The 14,606-nt window shown below is 27.9% G+C and carries 16 protein-coding genes and 3 pseudogenes; 7 read left to right on the top strand and 12 right to left on the bottom strand.

Features of this window, described 5'->3' with window-relative positions:
• Nucleotide 1 precedes the first annotated feature (1 nt).
• The 4 genes from DJ007_RS11625 to DJ007_RS16270 all read left to right on the top strand — a co-directional run bounded on the left by DJ007_RS11625 (nt 2) and on the right by DJ007_RS16270 (nt 3,176).
• A complete protein-coding gene (locus tag DJ007_RS11625; RefSeq protein WP_129409739.1) occupies nt 2–826 on the top strand; it encodes a hypothetical protein in 825 nt (274 codons plus the stop codon).
• Nucleotides 826–1,911, top strand: coding sequence for a BMP family ABC transporter substrate-binding protein (locus DJ007_RS11620; RefSeq protein ID WP_129409738.1), 1,086 nt, complete (start codon nt 826–828; stop codon nt 1,909–1,911). The genes DJ007_RS11625 and DJ007_RS11620 overlap by 1 nt, the downstream gene beginning before the upstream one ends.
• Before the next feature lie 102 nt (nt 1,912–2,013).
• Nucleotides 2,014–2,469, top strand: a complete 456-nt coding sequence (locus DJ007_RS16275; protein WP_206076349.1) for a hypothetical protein — start codon at nt 2,014–2,016, stop codon at nt 2,467–2,469.
• A gap of 17 nt (nt 2,470–2,486) precedes the next feature.
• Complete coding sequence (locus DJ007_RS16270; RefSeq protein WP_206076348.1) at nt 2,487–3,176, top strand: P-loop NTPase fold protein; 690 nt, start codon at nt 2,487–2,489, stop codon at nt 3,174–3,176.
• Between the two features lie 387 nt (nt 3,177–3,563).
• On the opposite strand, the gene DJ007_RS18150 is transcribed toward DJ007_RS16270, so the two are convergent.
• The 11 genes and pseudogenes from DJ007_RS18150 to DJ007_RS11560 all read right to left on the bottom strand — a co-directional run bounded on the left by DJ007_RS18150 (nt 3,564) and on the right by DJ007_RS11560 (nt 13,337).
• Nucleotides 3,564–3,743, bottom strand: a complete 180-nt coding sequence (locus DJ007_RS18150; protein WP_240739563.1) for a hypothetical protein — start codon at nt 3,741–3,743, stop codon at nt 3,564–3,566.
• A gap of 30 nt (nt 3,744–3,773) precedes the next feature.
• Nucleotides 3,774–4,933: pseudogene (locus DJ007_RS11605) on the bottom strand (methyl-accepting chemotaxis protein); the annotation flags it as partial.
• A gap of 419 nt (nt 4,934–5,352) precedes the next feature.
• Entirely contained in the window at nt 5,353–5,733 is a 381-nt protein-coding gene (locus DJ007_RS11600; protein ID WP_129409735.1) for a hypothetical protein, read from the bottom strand.
• A 145-nt stretch (nt 5,734–5,878) separates the two neighbouring features.
• Nucleotides 5,879–8,540 (bottom strand): annotated as a pseudogene (ppdK, locus tag DJ007_RS11595) (pyruvate, phosphate dikinase).
• A 31-nt stretch (nt 8,541–8,571) separates the two neighbouring features.
• Nucleotides 8,572–9,555, bottom strand: a pseudogene (locus DJ007_RS19370) (NAD(P)H-dependent glycerol-3-phosphate dehydrogenase).
• Nucleotides 9,556–9,570: 15 nt separating this feature from the next.
• Nucleotides 9,571–9,786 carry a hypothetical protein gene (locus DJ007_RS11585; RefSeq protein WP_129409734.1) on the bottom strand — a complete coding sequence of 72 codons (216 nt, stop codon included), beginning with the start codon at nt 9,784–9,786 and terminating at the stop codon, nt 9,571–9,573.
• A gap of 49 nt (nt 9,787–9,835) precedes the next feature.
• Nucleotides 9,836–10,750 carry a metallophosphoesterase gene (locus DJ007_RS11580; RefSeq protein WP_129409733.1) on the bottom strand — a complete coding sequence of 305 codons (915 nt, stop codon included), beginning with the start codon at nt 10,748–10,750 and terminating at the stop codon, nt 9,836–9,838.
• The gene (locus tag DJ007_RS11575) at nt 10,743–11,138 is read right to left on the bottom strand and encodes a MazG nucleotide pyrophosphohydrolase domain-containing protein (protein ID WP_129409732.1); all 396 of its coding nucleotides are present in this window, start codon (nt 11,136–11,138) and stop codon (nt 10,743–10,745) included. The genes DJ007_RS11580 and DJ007_RS11575 overlap by 8 nt, the downstream gene beginning before the upstream one ends.
• A gap of 10 nt (nt 11,139–11,148) precedes the next feature.
• Complete coding sequence (locus DJ007_RS11570; RefSeq protein ID WP_129409731.1) at nt 11,149–12,051, bottom strand: ABC transporter substrate-binding protein; 903 nt, start codon at nt 12,049–12,051, stop codon at nt 11,149–11,151.
• 12 nt (nt 12,052–12,063) lie between these two features.
• Complete coding sequence (locus DJ007_RS11565; protein ID WP_129409730.1) at nt 12,064–12,810, bottom strand: hypothetical protein; 747 nt, start codon at nt 12,808–12,810, stop codon at nt 12,064–12,066.
• A gap of 257 nt (nt 12,811–13,067) precedes the next feature.
• A complete protein-coding gene (locus DJ007_RS11560; protein ID WP_129409729.1) occupies nt 13,068–13,337 on the bottom strand; it encodes a hypothetical protein in 270 nt (89 codons plus the stop codon).
• 68 nt (nt 13,338–13,405) lie between these two features.
• On the opposite strand from DJ007_RS11560, the gene DJ007_RS11555 reads away from it, so the two are divergent.
• A complete protein-coding gene (locus DJ007_RS11555) occupies nt 13,406–13,714 on the top strand; it encodes a hypothetical protein (protein WP_129409728.1) in 309 nt (102 codons plus the stop codon).
• Between the two features lie 8 nt (nt 13,715–13,722).
• Nucleotides 13,723–14,130 (top strand): MFS transporter, encoded by a 408-nt coding sequence (locus tag DJ007_RS11550; protein WP_129409727.1) that lies wholly within the window; start codon nt 13,723–13,725, stop codon nt 14,128–14,130.
• On the opposite strand, the gene DJ007_RS11545 is transcribed toward DJ007_RS11550, so the two are convergent.
• The gene (locus DJ007_RS11545) at nt 14,120–14,326 is read right to left on the bottom strand and encodes a hypothetical protein (RefSeq protein ID WP_129409726.1); all 207 of its coding nucleotides are present in this window, start codon (nt 14,324–14,326) and stop codon (nt 14,120–14,122) included. The two genes, DJ007_RS11550 and DJ007_RS11545, sit on opposite strands and share 11 nt — an antisense overlap.
• 6 nt (nt 14,327–14,332) lie before the next feature.
• Here DJ007_RS11545 and DJ007_RS11540 point away from each other — a divergent pair, with 6 nt between their 5' ends.
• Nucleotides 14,333–14,533 (top strand): hypothetical protein, encoded by a 201-nt coding sequence (locus tag DJ007_RS11540; protein ID WP_129409725.1) that lies wholly within the window; start codon nt 14,333–14,335, stop codon nt 14,531–14,533.
• Nucleotides 14,534–14,606: the final 73 nt, after the last annotated feature.

Below are 14,606 nucleotides of genomic sequence, written 5' to 3'. Positions count from 1 at the left end.
TATGAATAATATGAGATATGATAGTTCTAAAGAATATAGAAATGCAAAAAAAATGGGCGAAAGAGAATTATTATATTGGGAAAGCAGAGGAAGAGATGGACATTTGCCATCGCTTGAAAATTTATTAAAAGATAAGAGTATTGTTAATGAGACATCGTTAGGAATTATTGAAGTGCCTATAAAAAAGATAAGAGGAACATTTTATGATTCACGAAGGAGTGCATTTGCCAAAAATTTTATGCCTTTATTAGAAGAGGATACAGAATTTGCTATAAAATGGATGAACCTTTTTGAAGCTCAACAGGAAGAAGGAATAAGAGATGCAATAGTAGCTTATGAATATTTAAATAAATTTTATGTAGTAGAAGGAAATAAAAGAGCAAGCGTGTTGAAATATCTTGATTCCCCATCTATAATGGCGAATGTTAAAAGACTTATACCAAAATATGATGAGATGGATTTGAATATACGTATATATTATGAATTTTTAGAATTTTATGAAAAAACAAAAATAAATATGATATGGTTTAAAAGAGAAGGTGGCTTTAAAGAGTTAGAAGAAATATTATTTGATTATATAAAGAAAAACAATGAAAATGCCGATGAGTTTTTTAGATTTTTCGAAAAATCAATATATTGGGAATTTAGAAAGGTTTATCATGAATTAAATGGAGAAAAGTTACCAATTACAACAGGAGAAGCTTTTTTATACTATTTAAAAAAATATGGTATAGAAAAATATACTTCAGAAAAAGAATTAAGATTAAGGCTGAAAACAGTTATTAAGGAATTGGAAGATATATATTTTGAAGAGAAAAAAATTTAATACAGGAAGTTTTCTCTCCATTTATAAAGTCTGCTGAAAAAAGATTAAATATTGCTTTTCTATACAGAAATTATATTGAAGAAAGCACATGGGTTCAGGCTCATGAATCAGGAAGAAAATATCTGGAAGAAGTGTTTGAAGGCAAAATAACAACATTTTATGTTGAGAATGTGAAAAAAAATAAGTCTTATGATGTAATAAAAGAATTAATTAATCAGGATTATAATTTAATAATAACAACCAGTTATGATTTTATGGATTCTACCTATAAAGCAGCGATAGAATTTCCAAATATAAAATTTTTAAATTGTGCAGGATATAAGAGTTATAGGAATTTATCTGTGTACTTTGGAAGAATTTATCAGCCAAAATTTTTAACTGGATTAATAGCGGGTGCTATGACAAGAAGCAATAAGATAGGTTATATTGCACCACATCCTCTTCCTTTATTTGTGAGAGGTTTAAATGCTTTTGCGATAGGAGTTAAGGTGGTAAATCCATATGCAAAAGTGTTAGTAAACTGGACAAATAAATGGATAGATCATGATATAGAAATCAAAAAAACATTGGAATTAATAAAAGAAGGAATTGATATTCTTTCAACAAACATGGATTCTGTTATTCCTCAAATTATAGCTGATAAACACAAAATTTATACAATAGGTTATAATGCAATAACAAGAGAAATTACACCTGATACATATATTGCATCTGCATACTGGAAATGGGGCAGATTTTATAAGAAGATTGTTAGCCGATTATTGAATAATGAGTGGATTGTAACAACAACAAAGCATCTTGAAGATTTGAGGAAATATTGGTATGGAATGGATAAAAAAATAGTAAAATTGTATAAAAACAAAGAAATAATTCCAGGGCAAACTGAAAAATTAATAGGGGTTATGAAAACATTAATAAAGAATAACGAGTTTGATATATTTAGTGGGCCATTGTATGATAAAGAAAATAATATGATAGTTGATAGAAATGAAAGTATTTTAGATGAGGACTTATTAAAAATGAATTGGTATCTTGATAATATTAATGGAGATTTACAAAAAGTAATTTTTAATACTGATACATAAAAATTTCTTAAGAGATTTCTACATTTGTCACAACAGTATACAAAAATTCGACAGTTGTCACATAAGTCACAGAATATGTTATAATTATTCCGGGGTGACTTTATGAATAAAAATAAGTTAAAATATATAATTGAATCATTATTTGATATGCCCATTAATAATAAAGAATTTCTTGTAAATCGAGAAAAAGAATTGCTTCATTTGAATAAACTGGCTTATTTTCAACCAATGGGAATTTTTGGTGTATGTGGAGAAACGGGTGTTGGAAAAACCACGACTTTAAATTTTATTGATGCAGAAAATACCAAAAGATTCCATATTTTAATAACAGAAAAAGATTCAAAAGAAATAATAATAGGAGATTTTTTATATAAACTTGCTAATTTAGTATTAAATTTAAAGAATAGAAAAATTAATAAGATAGCCAATGAATCAAAAAATTTTATAATAAATGAAATGAGTTATAATATATCTTATAGTGGTGGATTAAATCTTGCTGCTAATATTTCTTATGAAAAGACAGTTGACAATAAAAAAGGTTTAATATATATACAATAAAAGAATATATTGATAAGTTGTTGTCATTACTTGTTGAGGAATATGGAAAAATATTAATTATAATAGATGAATTAGACAAGGAAAAAAAGGAAGAAGTATTAAAAATTCTTGATTCATTAAAAAACATATTACTCAAGGAAAATATAGTTACATTTGTATCTCTGCCTTTTTCTATATATAGAGAGTATTCAAATGATCGAATGAGATGGAACGAAAGCGGTAATTTAGAAAATATATTTAAAGATATGATATTTCTTGATCCATTAACTATTGAAGATATTCAAAAAATGATTTTAAAAAGAATAAAAGAATATCCGGATTATTTTGATATAGATGCTTTAAATGAAATAGCTATTTTCAGTGATGGAAACCCAAGAGATGCTTTGTGGATAGCCCAACAAACAGCTTTGATTAATTCTGATAAGGATAGAATCAATAGATATATAGCAAAGGAAACTATAGGAAAGATAATTTCTCAGAATTTCAAAAAGACATTATCATTTACAGATATGCAAAAATTAATATTAAATGAAATAGCTAGTAATCCGTTGGATAAATCAACACTTGTTAAAAAGTTAGAAGGGAAAGTAAAACGCCAAACTGTTTATACATATATCAAACGTTTGATGAATGAAGGTATTATTATTGAAAATAACGGTATATTGTATTTACCGTCTAAAATCAAGTATTATATAGAAAATCTTTAATTTTACATCTGTCACAGGTGTATACAAAAATTCGACAGTTGTCACATAAGTCACAATCGAAATGGATATAGTAGTCTGTAAAATTTTGTTTGAATATTTTTCTTGGATGATAATAAATTACTAAAAAATTGATTGTTACTTTTTGATTTTTTATATGAATGATTAATTTTATTCTAATAAGCTTTAATAATTATTTTCAGTGATTTTTGATGTGGAATTTTGGAATAAAAATTCTTTTGTAATTTCTATTACAAAATTTAATATTTAATGGTTTGCTTTACTATAAAAAACCCTCTTCCTGATTTTTTACCTTATCAAGAAGAAGGGATATTTTTTCTATTTACATAAATCATTTAAGCCCTCGTCAATTTATGGTCTTTCATGTTTTTAAATTTTAAATTTTAAAGTAATTGAATTTAACTTTTCAGCTAAATCGCTTAGTTTTTGACTTTCATTTGCAACTTCTTCAGAACCACGTCTTTCCTGTTCAATAGATGAAACTATACTTCTTATTTTTTCAGAAATTTCAGTTATGCTTTTAGCAACATTCGCTGTGGCACTTGCCATTTCTTCTGTTGATGCACTTTGTTCTTCTGTAGAAGCAGTGATATTTTCGGCAAGTTGTTTTACAACATCAATCTTATTAGCAATTTCATGAAATTGTTGATAAGCTTTTTGAATAACAATTTTAGTATTTTCAACTTCACCGTGAGCTTCTTTAGTTGCATCATTTGCATTATTTGCATTATTCTGAATTTCTTTTAATATATCAGCAATGTTATCAGTTGCCTTTTTGCTTTCTTCAGCGAGTTTTCTTATTTCCTCTGCAACTACTGCAAAACCTTTTCCGGCTTCCCTGCTCGTGCAGCTTCTATTGCTGCATTTAAAGCTAATAAATTTGTTTGTTCTGTTATACTACCAATTGTTTCTAAAATCTCTCCTATATTTTGAGCTTTATTAGCTAATTCGGAAACTATTATTTCTACATTTTTAGTTTTTTCAGATACATTGTGAATACTATTAACAATATTTTCCATACCTTGTTGTCCTTCAATAGCAAATTGTGAAGTTTCTTCAGAACTATTTAACATTTCCTGGGCGGATTTAGATATATCTTGTGAATTTGCAGCAATTTCTTCTACACCTGATGAAACTTGTTCTATAGAAGAGGATAATACTTCTGTATTTTCTTCTATAATTTCTGATTGAGAAGAGATTTTTTCTATATTAACATTATTTTCCTCAGAAATAGTAGCCAGGTCTGTTGAAGAATCATTTAATTTTTTAGAAATTTCAACGATATTTTCCATAGAACGTTTTAAATTATCAATTGTTTTATTTAATGATTTTGCTAATATAGCGATTTCATCTTTTCCTTTTATCTCTAATTTTACAGTTAAATCACCATTTGATACTTTTTCAAATACTTTTACAGCCTCTTTTAAAGGATTTACAAGTTTGTTTGTAAATAAGATACTTGTAATTATACTTAAAACAAGTATTATAACCAATATTATAATACTTGTTTTGACTAATTTTTTAATACTATCATTAGCTTCACTATAATCGATTTCACCTATTAACGCCCATTTTAATTCATTATATTCAAAAGGAAGATAAGCGCTTATGACTTTTATGCCTCTATAATTATTTATTATATCCCAACCTGTGTTACCCTTTAATGCCTCTCTTACAGATTTCGTTTCAACCTTTCTTTTTAATATTGTATTTTCTTCAAACCTGGAGTTGCTTCTCATCAAATAATCTGGTCCAACTACATATGTTTCTCCAGATTCTCCCATACCTGTTCTTTCTTGAAGAATATAATCAATTTTATTAATAGGTAATTGTACAATAAGATATCCTATTGTTTTATTATCTTTTTTTAAAGGAGTTCCAGCAAATGCAGCAGGGGAACCACTTGATGGATCATATGGTTCAAAATCGACATAATGCACTTTATCATCATTAGAGTTTTGCAATATTCTAAATAATTTTGCTAAATTGGTGTTTTTCCATTTTCCTTTTAATAGATTAGTTGCAAAATCTTTTTCCTTAAAATATGTATAAGTAACGTCACCATCTGTTCCTACAATAAAAACATCATAAAAGCCTTTATCATCAACAAATGTTTTCACTATATTGTGAAATACTTTATGTAACTCATTATATTCTTTTAATTTATTTTTATATTCCCAGAAAGCTCAAAGAGCTTATATTTTTCACCAATTGGATATGGATTATTTGTAATATAAGCATTTTGAAGTATTTCTGTAGGTTCCCCGATATTCTCTTCAATTTCATGAAAAGAATGTTTGAATTTTATAGTAAAATCAATAATGTCTTCTCTTTTGGAATTTATTAATAGAAATTCATCAATACTATTAAAATATTGATTAAGCAATAATTCAGATTTTTTCGAAACAGCTTGTAATTTTTTTGCATTCGATTCAATCAATGCTTTAGAAGATATGTCTATTGTAAATAAAGTAATTATACTCACTGCTAGAATATTTATTAATAATACTAAAGATAGAATTTTCCCCGATAACTTCATACTATCCTCCCCCTTTTTTGTTAGTAAAATTTAGTTAACAAATTATATAATAAAATTATATATTCTGTCAACAAGTAAATTAATAGATATATTATATTTTAAATAAAAAACCCGGGAGAAATATTCTCCCGGGTTTTGATTATTATTAGTCAGCGTAATTTACGAATTTTCCTCTTTTGAATTTAACTGCTGCTTGTGCTGCTGCTAATCTTGCAATTGGAACTCTGTATGGTGAACAACTTACATAATCTAATTGTGTTTTGTGGAAGAATTCAATTGATTCTGGATCTCCACCGTGTTCACCACAAACACCTAATTTTAATTCTGGATTTACTGATCTACCATAATCTTTTGCGATTTTAACCATTCTTCCAACACCTGTTTGATCAACATGTTTGAATGGATCTTTTTCGTAAATGCCTTTTTCAATGTAATCATTGATAAATTTACCATAGTCGTCTCTTGAGAAACCTAATGTCATTTGTGTTAAGTCATTTGTACCAAAGCTGAAGAATTGTGCAACTTCTGCAATTTCGTCAGCAGTGATAGCACCTCTTGGAACTTCGATCATTGTACCAACTTTGTAATCTAAATCAACGCCAGCTTCTTCAATTAATTTATCTGCAGTTTCTCTAACAATTTTATCTAAGTATTTTAATTCATTAACTGTTCCAACTAATGGAATCATAATTTCTGGTTTAACTTTTTTACCTTCTTTAACCATTTCAATAGCAGCCATAATAATAGCTTTTGTTTGCATTACAGCAACTTCTGGATATGTAATAGCTAATCTTACACCTCTATGTCCATCATTGGGTTGAATTCATGTAAGTTTTCAACGATTTCTTTTAATTCTTCAACTGTGATTCCTAATTGTGGAGCTAATTCTTTCATTTGTTCTTCATCTTGTGGTAAGAATTCGTGTAAAGGTGGATCTAATAATCTGATTGTTACAGGGAACCCTTCCATAGCTTCAAATAATCCTTTGAAATCTTCTTTTTGCAATGGTAATAATTCTTCTAAAGCAGCTTCTCTTTGTTCTACTGTTTTGGATACAATCATTCTTCTCATTTTTTGAATTCTGTCGCCTTCAAAGAACATATGTTCTGTTCTACATAATCCAATACCTTCAGCACCAAAGTTTCTTGCTACTTTAGCATCTCTTGGAATATCTGCATTAGCTCTTACACCTAATACTCTAATATCATCAGCAAATGCTAATAATTCAGCAACTTCGCCTTCTAAACCTTGTGGTTTGATTGTTTTTACTTTACCTAAATAAACTTTACCAGTTGTACCATCTATAGAAATCCAATCTCCATCTTTTACTTTAACGCCTCTTGCTTCAAATTCTTTTGCTTCTTCATCAATAACAATTTCTTCAGCACCAACAATAGCTGGTTTTCCCATACCTCTGGCAACAACAGCAGCGTGTGATGTCATACCACCTGTAGCTGTTAAGATACCTTCAGCAGCGTTCATACCTCCAACATCTTCAGGACTTGTTTCTGGTCTAACTAAGATAACTGGAGTACCTTCTTTAGCTAATTCTTCTGCTTCATCTGCACTGAATACAACTTTACCTGTTGCGGCACCTGGTGAAGCTGGTAAACCTTCTCCAATTTCTTGAGCTTTTTTGATTTCTGCTTCGTCAAATGCAGGGTGTAACAATTTATCGATTTGGTCTGGTGTTACTCTCATAACAGCTGTAGCTTTATCGATTAAACCTTCTTTAACCATATCTACAGCAATTTTGATAGCAGCTTTTGCTGTTCTTTTTCCTGTTCTTGTTTGTAAGAAGTATAATTTTCCTTTTTCAACTGTAAATTCGATATCTTGCATATCTTTATAGTGATTTTCTAACATATCCATAATATCGATTAATTGTTTATATACATCAGGCATTATTTCGTTTAATTTTTCTAATGGGTAAGGTGTTCTGATACCAGCAACAACATCTTCACCCTGTGCGTTAGGTAAGTATTCACCATATTTTACTTTTTCACCTGTATTAGGATCTCTTGTGAAACATACACCAGTTCCACTATCTTCACCCATGTTACCGAATACCATCATAACAACATTAACAGCTGTACCTAATAATTCTCCTTCTTTGATTCCATTGATAGCTCTATATTTTATAGCTCTTTCATTCATCCAGCTACCAAATACAGCTTCGATAGCGATCCATAATTGTTTTTTAGGATCTTGTGGGAATTCTTTTCCTGCTTTTCTATAAATTTCTTTGTATAATTCAACAACTTTTTTGAAATCGTCAGCTTCTAATTCGATATCTAATTTAACACCTTTTTCTTCTTTTACTTTATTTAAAGCTTCTTCAAAATCATGGTGAGGAATTTCTAATGCAACATCACCAAACATTTGCATGAATCTTCTATAAGCATCATATGCAAATCTTGGGTTTCCTGTATTTTTTGCTAAAGCTTCTACTGTTTCATCATTTAAACCTAAGTTTAAGATTGTATCCATCATACCAGGCATTGATACAGCAGCACCTGATCTAACAGATACTAATAATGGATTATCTTTATCTCCAAATTTTTTACCTGAAACTTCTTCTAATCTTTTTAATGCAGCTTCAACTTCTGCTTCTAATGTTTCTGGAATGATCTATCATGTTTCCAATAATAGTCACAAACTTCTGTTGTGATTGTGAAACCTGCAGGAACTGGTAATCCCATTCTTGCCATTTCTGCAAGGTTTGCACCTTTACCACCGAGTAAGTTCTTCATTTTTGCGCTACCTTCAGCGATACCACCGCCGTAGAAATATACCATCTTTTCCATGTGTTTCTCCCTCCTTATCAAATGTAAAAGGTTAATTTTCGTTTTTTAATTCTCTCATCATTAATTCATGAATAGCTTTTCTTGGAGCTTTATTTAAATAAAGAACTTCATAAGTCTTTTCAGTTATAGGCATTTCTATGTTTAAATTTTTAATTTCTTCATATAATGCCTTAACGGTATAAACACCTTCAGCTACCATGTTCATATTTTCTATTATTTCATCTAATTTTTTTCCTCTTCCAATCATTTCACCAACATATCTGTTTCTACTATGTTGACTGGTGCAGGTTACAATTAAATCACCAAGTCCAGCTAAACCAGAAAATGTATCTTTTTTTGCCCCTTTTTTACGCCATATCTTGTTATTTCTGCAAGTCCTCTTGTTATTAATGCAGCTTTTGAATTATCCCAGCCACCAATACCATCTATAATACCTGCAGAAATTGCTATTACATTCTTTATTGCTCCACCAAGTTCTACGCCTATTATATCATCATTTGTATATACTCTAAAAGAAACATTGCTAAAGTTTTCCTGGACTACTTTTGCTAATTCTAAATTTTTGGAAGCAGCAACAATACTTGTTGGTATATCTCGCGCAACCTCTTCAGCATGACTTGGGCCACTTAATGCAACATATTTTATAGGAGCTTCAAATACTTCTATTAAGATTTCACTAATACGTTTTTGCGTATGGATTTCTAATCCTTTAGCTAAATTAACAAGAATTTGATCTTTGTAAAATGGTTTAATCTTTTTGCAACTTCTCTAATAGCTTGTGTTGGTATAGCTAATACCAATAATTCCGAATTAGATATTACTTCTTCTAAATTTAAGGAAGGGATTATTGATTTTGGTATTGAAATTCCAGGTAAAAATAAGGATTTTCCCCATTTTTTAAAGCATCAACAACATGAGAATCTCTTGTCCATATTCTAACTGTGTGTCCATTATTTAAAAGTATTTTTGAAATAGCTGTACCCCAGCTTCCAGCACCTATTATTCCTATATTCATAATGTTCCTCCTTAATTATATCATATCTTTTATGATAAATTGAGTGTTCAAGCTTTTGTTACTTTCTTTTACTATAAAATAACTTATTTGGGTTCTTTTTAAAAATTTTGTTTTGTTTTTAACAGTGGTTCTTTTTACGGTATGTTTCCAGCTTCCAAGATTACAATAAAACACTTCCTCATCGTTATTATTTGGGAAGATTTCATATGTTGGAACATGAATATGTCCCATAATAATTCCTGAAGTTTAGAAGGTATAACAATATCCTCATTAGCATAACCTATGCAATATTTTTTAGGTATAGTTCTATTTTTGTATAATATTTTTTTACATTTTCCATTAGATAATTTGTCTTTTTTGCTCCGCGTAAAGAACTTATTACTCTCACAAGATTTTCTCCAAATTTGATACCACCAATTTTGTTAATGAATAAATAAGAAAAAATATGCATTAAAGGATAATTTGTTTTTAGCCATTCTTTTGATTCTTTGCTTCTGACAAATTGTACAAACATATCAATCCATTTGTATTCCAGATCCAGGCCTATAGAGTATTTTTTTCTTATTTCTTCAAGCCATAAAAATATATCCATTTTGGGTTCTATATTATCGTAATCCATTAAAATTTCATCAGGTAAGACTTTTAAAACTTCGCTATCAAAATATTTTGAAATAAATTTTTCCATTATCTCACCATAAGGAGGCAAGATTTTCCCACTTTTGGTTAATGTTAATCTGTTTAATGCATCAAATTGATTACCGTGTATAATAAAAAGTTCCCATTTATCATCATAATAATATGGATGTATTTCTATCTTTTTTCCTAAAAAATCCTTAAATCTATTTTTGATTTTTTCATCGAATAACAAATAATAATCATGGTTTCCAACAATATAATGTATTGTATTTTTTTGTGAATATTTTCTAAAAGTTTTTATTAAAGCACTGTGATTATTTTCGATTTCAGAAAGTATATAATTAAAATCAATATTTTTTATAATTTCGTTTACATCATTTATTTTTCCATTGTTTTCATATGACTGAAGTATTTCAAATCCATCACCTACAATATATAATTCATTGTTTGACTCTTCGTTTAAATCCTCTAAAATTTTAATTAATTCATTATCATATCTGAAATCGTCTTTTTTACTTCCATTTCCAATATGTAAATCACTTAAATATAGTTTAGTCAATATTCTCACCCGACTTTTTTTCCGCTTTTTTCCTTTCCTGCCATATTTTTGAAGCTTCTTCTCGAGAGATTTTTTTATTCCAAAATAGCCAGGGTTTTCTATTTGATATTTTTGAAACAACACGTTTTATTGCTTTATGAGAAGAAATATTATAATCTCTTTCGGCAATTTTCAATATTAAAAAAGCATCATATATTAAATCGCCAATTTCTTCTTCGAGGTTATCAAGATCGTTCTTATTTAAAGCCTCTTCTATTTCTTTAATTTCAGAAGAGGCTTCATTTATCATAATATTAAGGTTTATAGATTTAACCCATGGGCATTTATCTATATTCCGTTGTACTATATCACATAGTTTTTCAAATTCATTGAAAAAATCTTTATCCATAAATATCTCCTTAATAGTTTAAATATAAATCTTCTGGTATATTAGAAATGGCACCATATTCTAATAGGTTTTTTAAATATAAATCTATTTCCTTTTTAATATCTTTAGTATAAAAGATTTCAGATCTTGAAGCAGCTTTTTCTAATACTACTTTTGGCATAGTTTGCATTATCTTAAATACGTAATCTATAGCCTCATTAAAATTGTTTTTATAGAAATCATTTGCAGAAAATTCATAGGCTTTTAAGACACGTCTGACAAAATTAGGGTTTTCTTCAAATTTTTTGTTTGATACAAACACACCAGCTACAGGAATTCTTTCGTCCTTTAAGTTAAATAAATTTGCGTATAATTTTTGAAAATCCATTTGAACTCTAATTTTTCCTTTTGTTTTTATTTCTGCAAGTGATACAAAAGGTTCTGGCAAAACAGCAATTGTTTCTTTGCCTGAGGCCAGTAACTGAATTATTTCTGGACCACTGGTAACATATACTATTTTAAAATCTATGTTTTTCATTTTTTTAATGCTTTTTAATATAACATCAGCAGTTTGGCCAGGGCCATGAAGAGTGACAATTCTCTTACCGGCAAGGTCCTCGACACTAGTTATTTTTTGTGATGATATAAGATAAAAAGTTTTCCATAAAGAAACACCTGCTAATTTATATTTTGCACCTTTGTTTATTAATTCTACCCCTAAAGCTACAGGTAAAACAATAAAGTCAGCCTGTTCTTTTAGAACTAATGTTTGAGCCTGGTCGAGGTTTCTCCAATAGTATGTTTGTAATGTTGGAACTTTATTAATATATAATCCAGCGGCGGGTAGCAATGTAGGTCCTAATGGATTATAAAATGTTCCAGCAAATATTGCTACGCTTAAAATCAACAACAAAAATAAATTAAATTTTTTCATATAAAACACCTCCTAATATAAGTTTTCTGTGATTTTCTTTGTATAATTAAAAATATTTGATGAGATATAAAAAGTTATTTCTATGTTTGACATATAACCATTTAATGGGAAATGGTCAAAAATAAATATGTTATCCTTTCTTTTTAGATATTTATCTAGCTTATCATTTATCAAAATTTCTGTTTTGTCGGTTTTCACAATTATTTTATTAATACTAATATTGCTGGCAAAATTGGTATTCCCATCTTGAATGGCAAAGGATAAATATATTGAATTATTTATGTCTTTATCTATAAAAATCAATTTTCGTGGAACGCTTATAACATTTATTTCAAGAGTTCCATTTAATTTTTTATTGTTATAATAAAATTCCACTTCATATTTTCCAGGATAGACATTAGAAGTAATTTCTATATTGTTGTCTTTTATATTTATTTTTGGGTTTAATATGCTATTAGAAATAATCTTATATTTAATATTATATAGTTTTGTTATATTATCAAACTTGTCCAGAAGAGTATATCTAATAACAGTATTTTTGGGTGGAAAATGTGAGGAATCGTCATAATAAGTAGCAAGATATATAACATTTTTTTCAAATTTAATAGTATCTGGGTTTCCAGAAATAATTTTAAATGATATGTTTTTTTTGATTATGTTATTTATTTGTAATGTAAAGATATATTTTCCTGGTTTTGTAATATTATATAATTCTAATTCATAGTTTTCATTATCGATTTTTTTTATGGTATTTTTCACATAAGGAAATATAGAAATATTATCGAAAGGTTTGATTACTTTATTTCCATATTGATCCGTATAATATAGTTTAAAAGGTATTTTTATTTTTTTTGATGCAAAAAAAATGTTTTTAGATGTTTCCAGATTTAAATTTTCTGGTTTATCAGGGGTTAAAGTTAAAGTTAATGAAGTGGATATATCAGAATGATAAAATACTATTGTATATGTTCCAGCTGCTGTGAAGTTGCTGAAATCTAAATAATCTTTATAGAATTTTATTGTTGCATTTGTTGTTTCGGGATTATTCTGATTTTATCTATAATTTCTGAAGGTGTTGGTGAATACGTATTTGAAACATAAACTTTAAAAGGTGTTCTAAACCTTTTAGAAACAATGAATTTGTTATTTTTTATAGATACATTGAATTTTTTATTATTTTTAACTATTTCATTAAAGTTTTTTTCTTTGAGAGAAAAATTAAAGATTGAACAACTTTGAAAAATTAAAAGTACTAAAAGAAATATAAAGAAATAATATTTTTTCATATTGCACCCCATAGTTTATCTGCTATAATATTATACAATAAAAATTACTAATTTTAAAGGAGGAAAAAATGACACATAAAAATGAACAGAGATTGATATTTTTTACAATATTTTTTCTTGCTATAGTCGTAAATTCTATTCCACCGTTAATGACCACATTGCAATCCAATTATTCAATATCAATAGGTATTTCATCTTTTATACCTCTTTCAAGAACAATAGGGAATATTATTGTTTCTATTGTTGGCGCATTTGTTATTGCTATACTGGGGTTAAGAAGCAGTATATTAATTGGACTAGGTTTTGAAATAATAGGTATAATTTTATTTATTTATTCTTATAATGTTTATATTTTAATAATTTCAATGTTTTTATAGGAGCATCAATGGGACAAACAATTTTGTCTTTAATTTCAATGTTTGACCATTTGCCAGAAAAATATCAAAGATATGGCCTGCTTCATTCTTTTTTTGGATTTGGCGGTATAGCTGGACCTTTAATAATTTCTTATATCTTAAAAAATAATTTGAATTATAAAATACCATTTTATTTTTACCTTGGTGCATTTTTGTTTATATTTTTATTTATGATGATAAGAAAGGCACCAGAAAATGTTAAATATCAAGCATACAATATTTTAGAAGCATTTGGGGTAATGAGAAAAAAATTTGTTTTGTATATGATAACAATATTTATTCTATACTCCGGTTCTGAAATTGGTATAGTTACATGGTCATCAAATCTTTTTTACAATCATTTCCGTTATTCCAAAGAATATGCTTCTATTTTATAAGCATGTTCTGGGTCTTTTTTACAATTGGAAGGGTACTAACTGATTTTCTATATAATAAATTAAAGATGAAAATTACATTGATTTCTGCTCTTTTTTCTGCATCTGCACTATCTTCAATTTTTTTTCTTGGAAAATATTCACCATATATTTTTTCGATTCTTGGAATTCTATTGGGCCAATTTTTCCAGCTACACAAAAATATTTGAATTCAAATTTATCACATAGAGAAGTTGGATTAGTTTCAGGTATGGTTTCAGTTGGTATTGGATTGGGTGCAGCATCAATAACAACTGCTATGGGATTTATAGGTGATTATTCGATAGTATATAGTTATTTGATTCCAATAATTTCATTTATTTTAGTCTCTATAATTTCAATGAAAGTAATCAAATTAAAAAAATAAGCGTAATTTTCAAAAAAATAATTTTTGATGTTTATAAACAGGAATATTTACTGCCAATAACTTGATAGATTAA

The organism is Marinitoga lauensis (assembly GCF_004135675.1).
GTDB classification, from domain to species: domain Bacteria; phylum Thermotogota; class Thermotogae; order Petrotogales; family Petrotogaceae; genus Marinitoga; species Marinitoga lauensis.
Note: the sequence above shows the minus strand (reverse complement) of the source record. Positions and strands in the feature narration are given on the sequence as shown.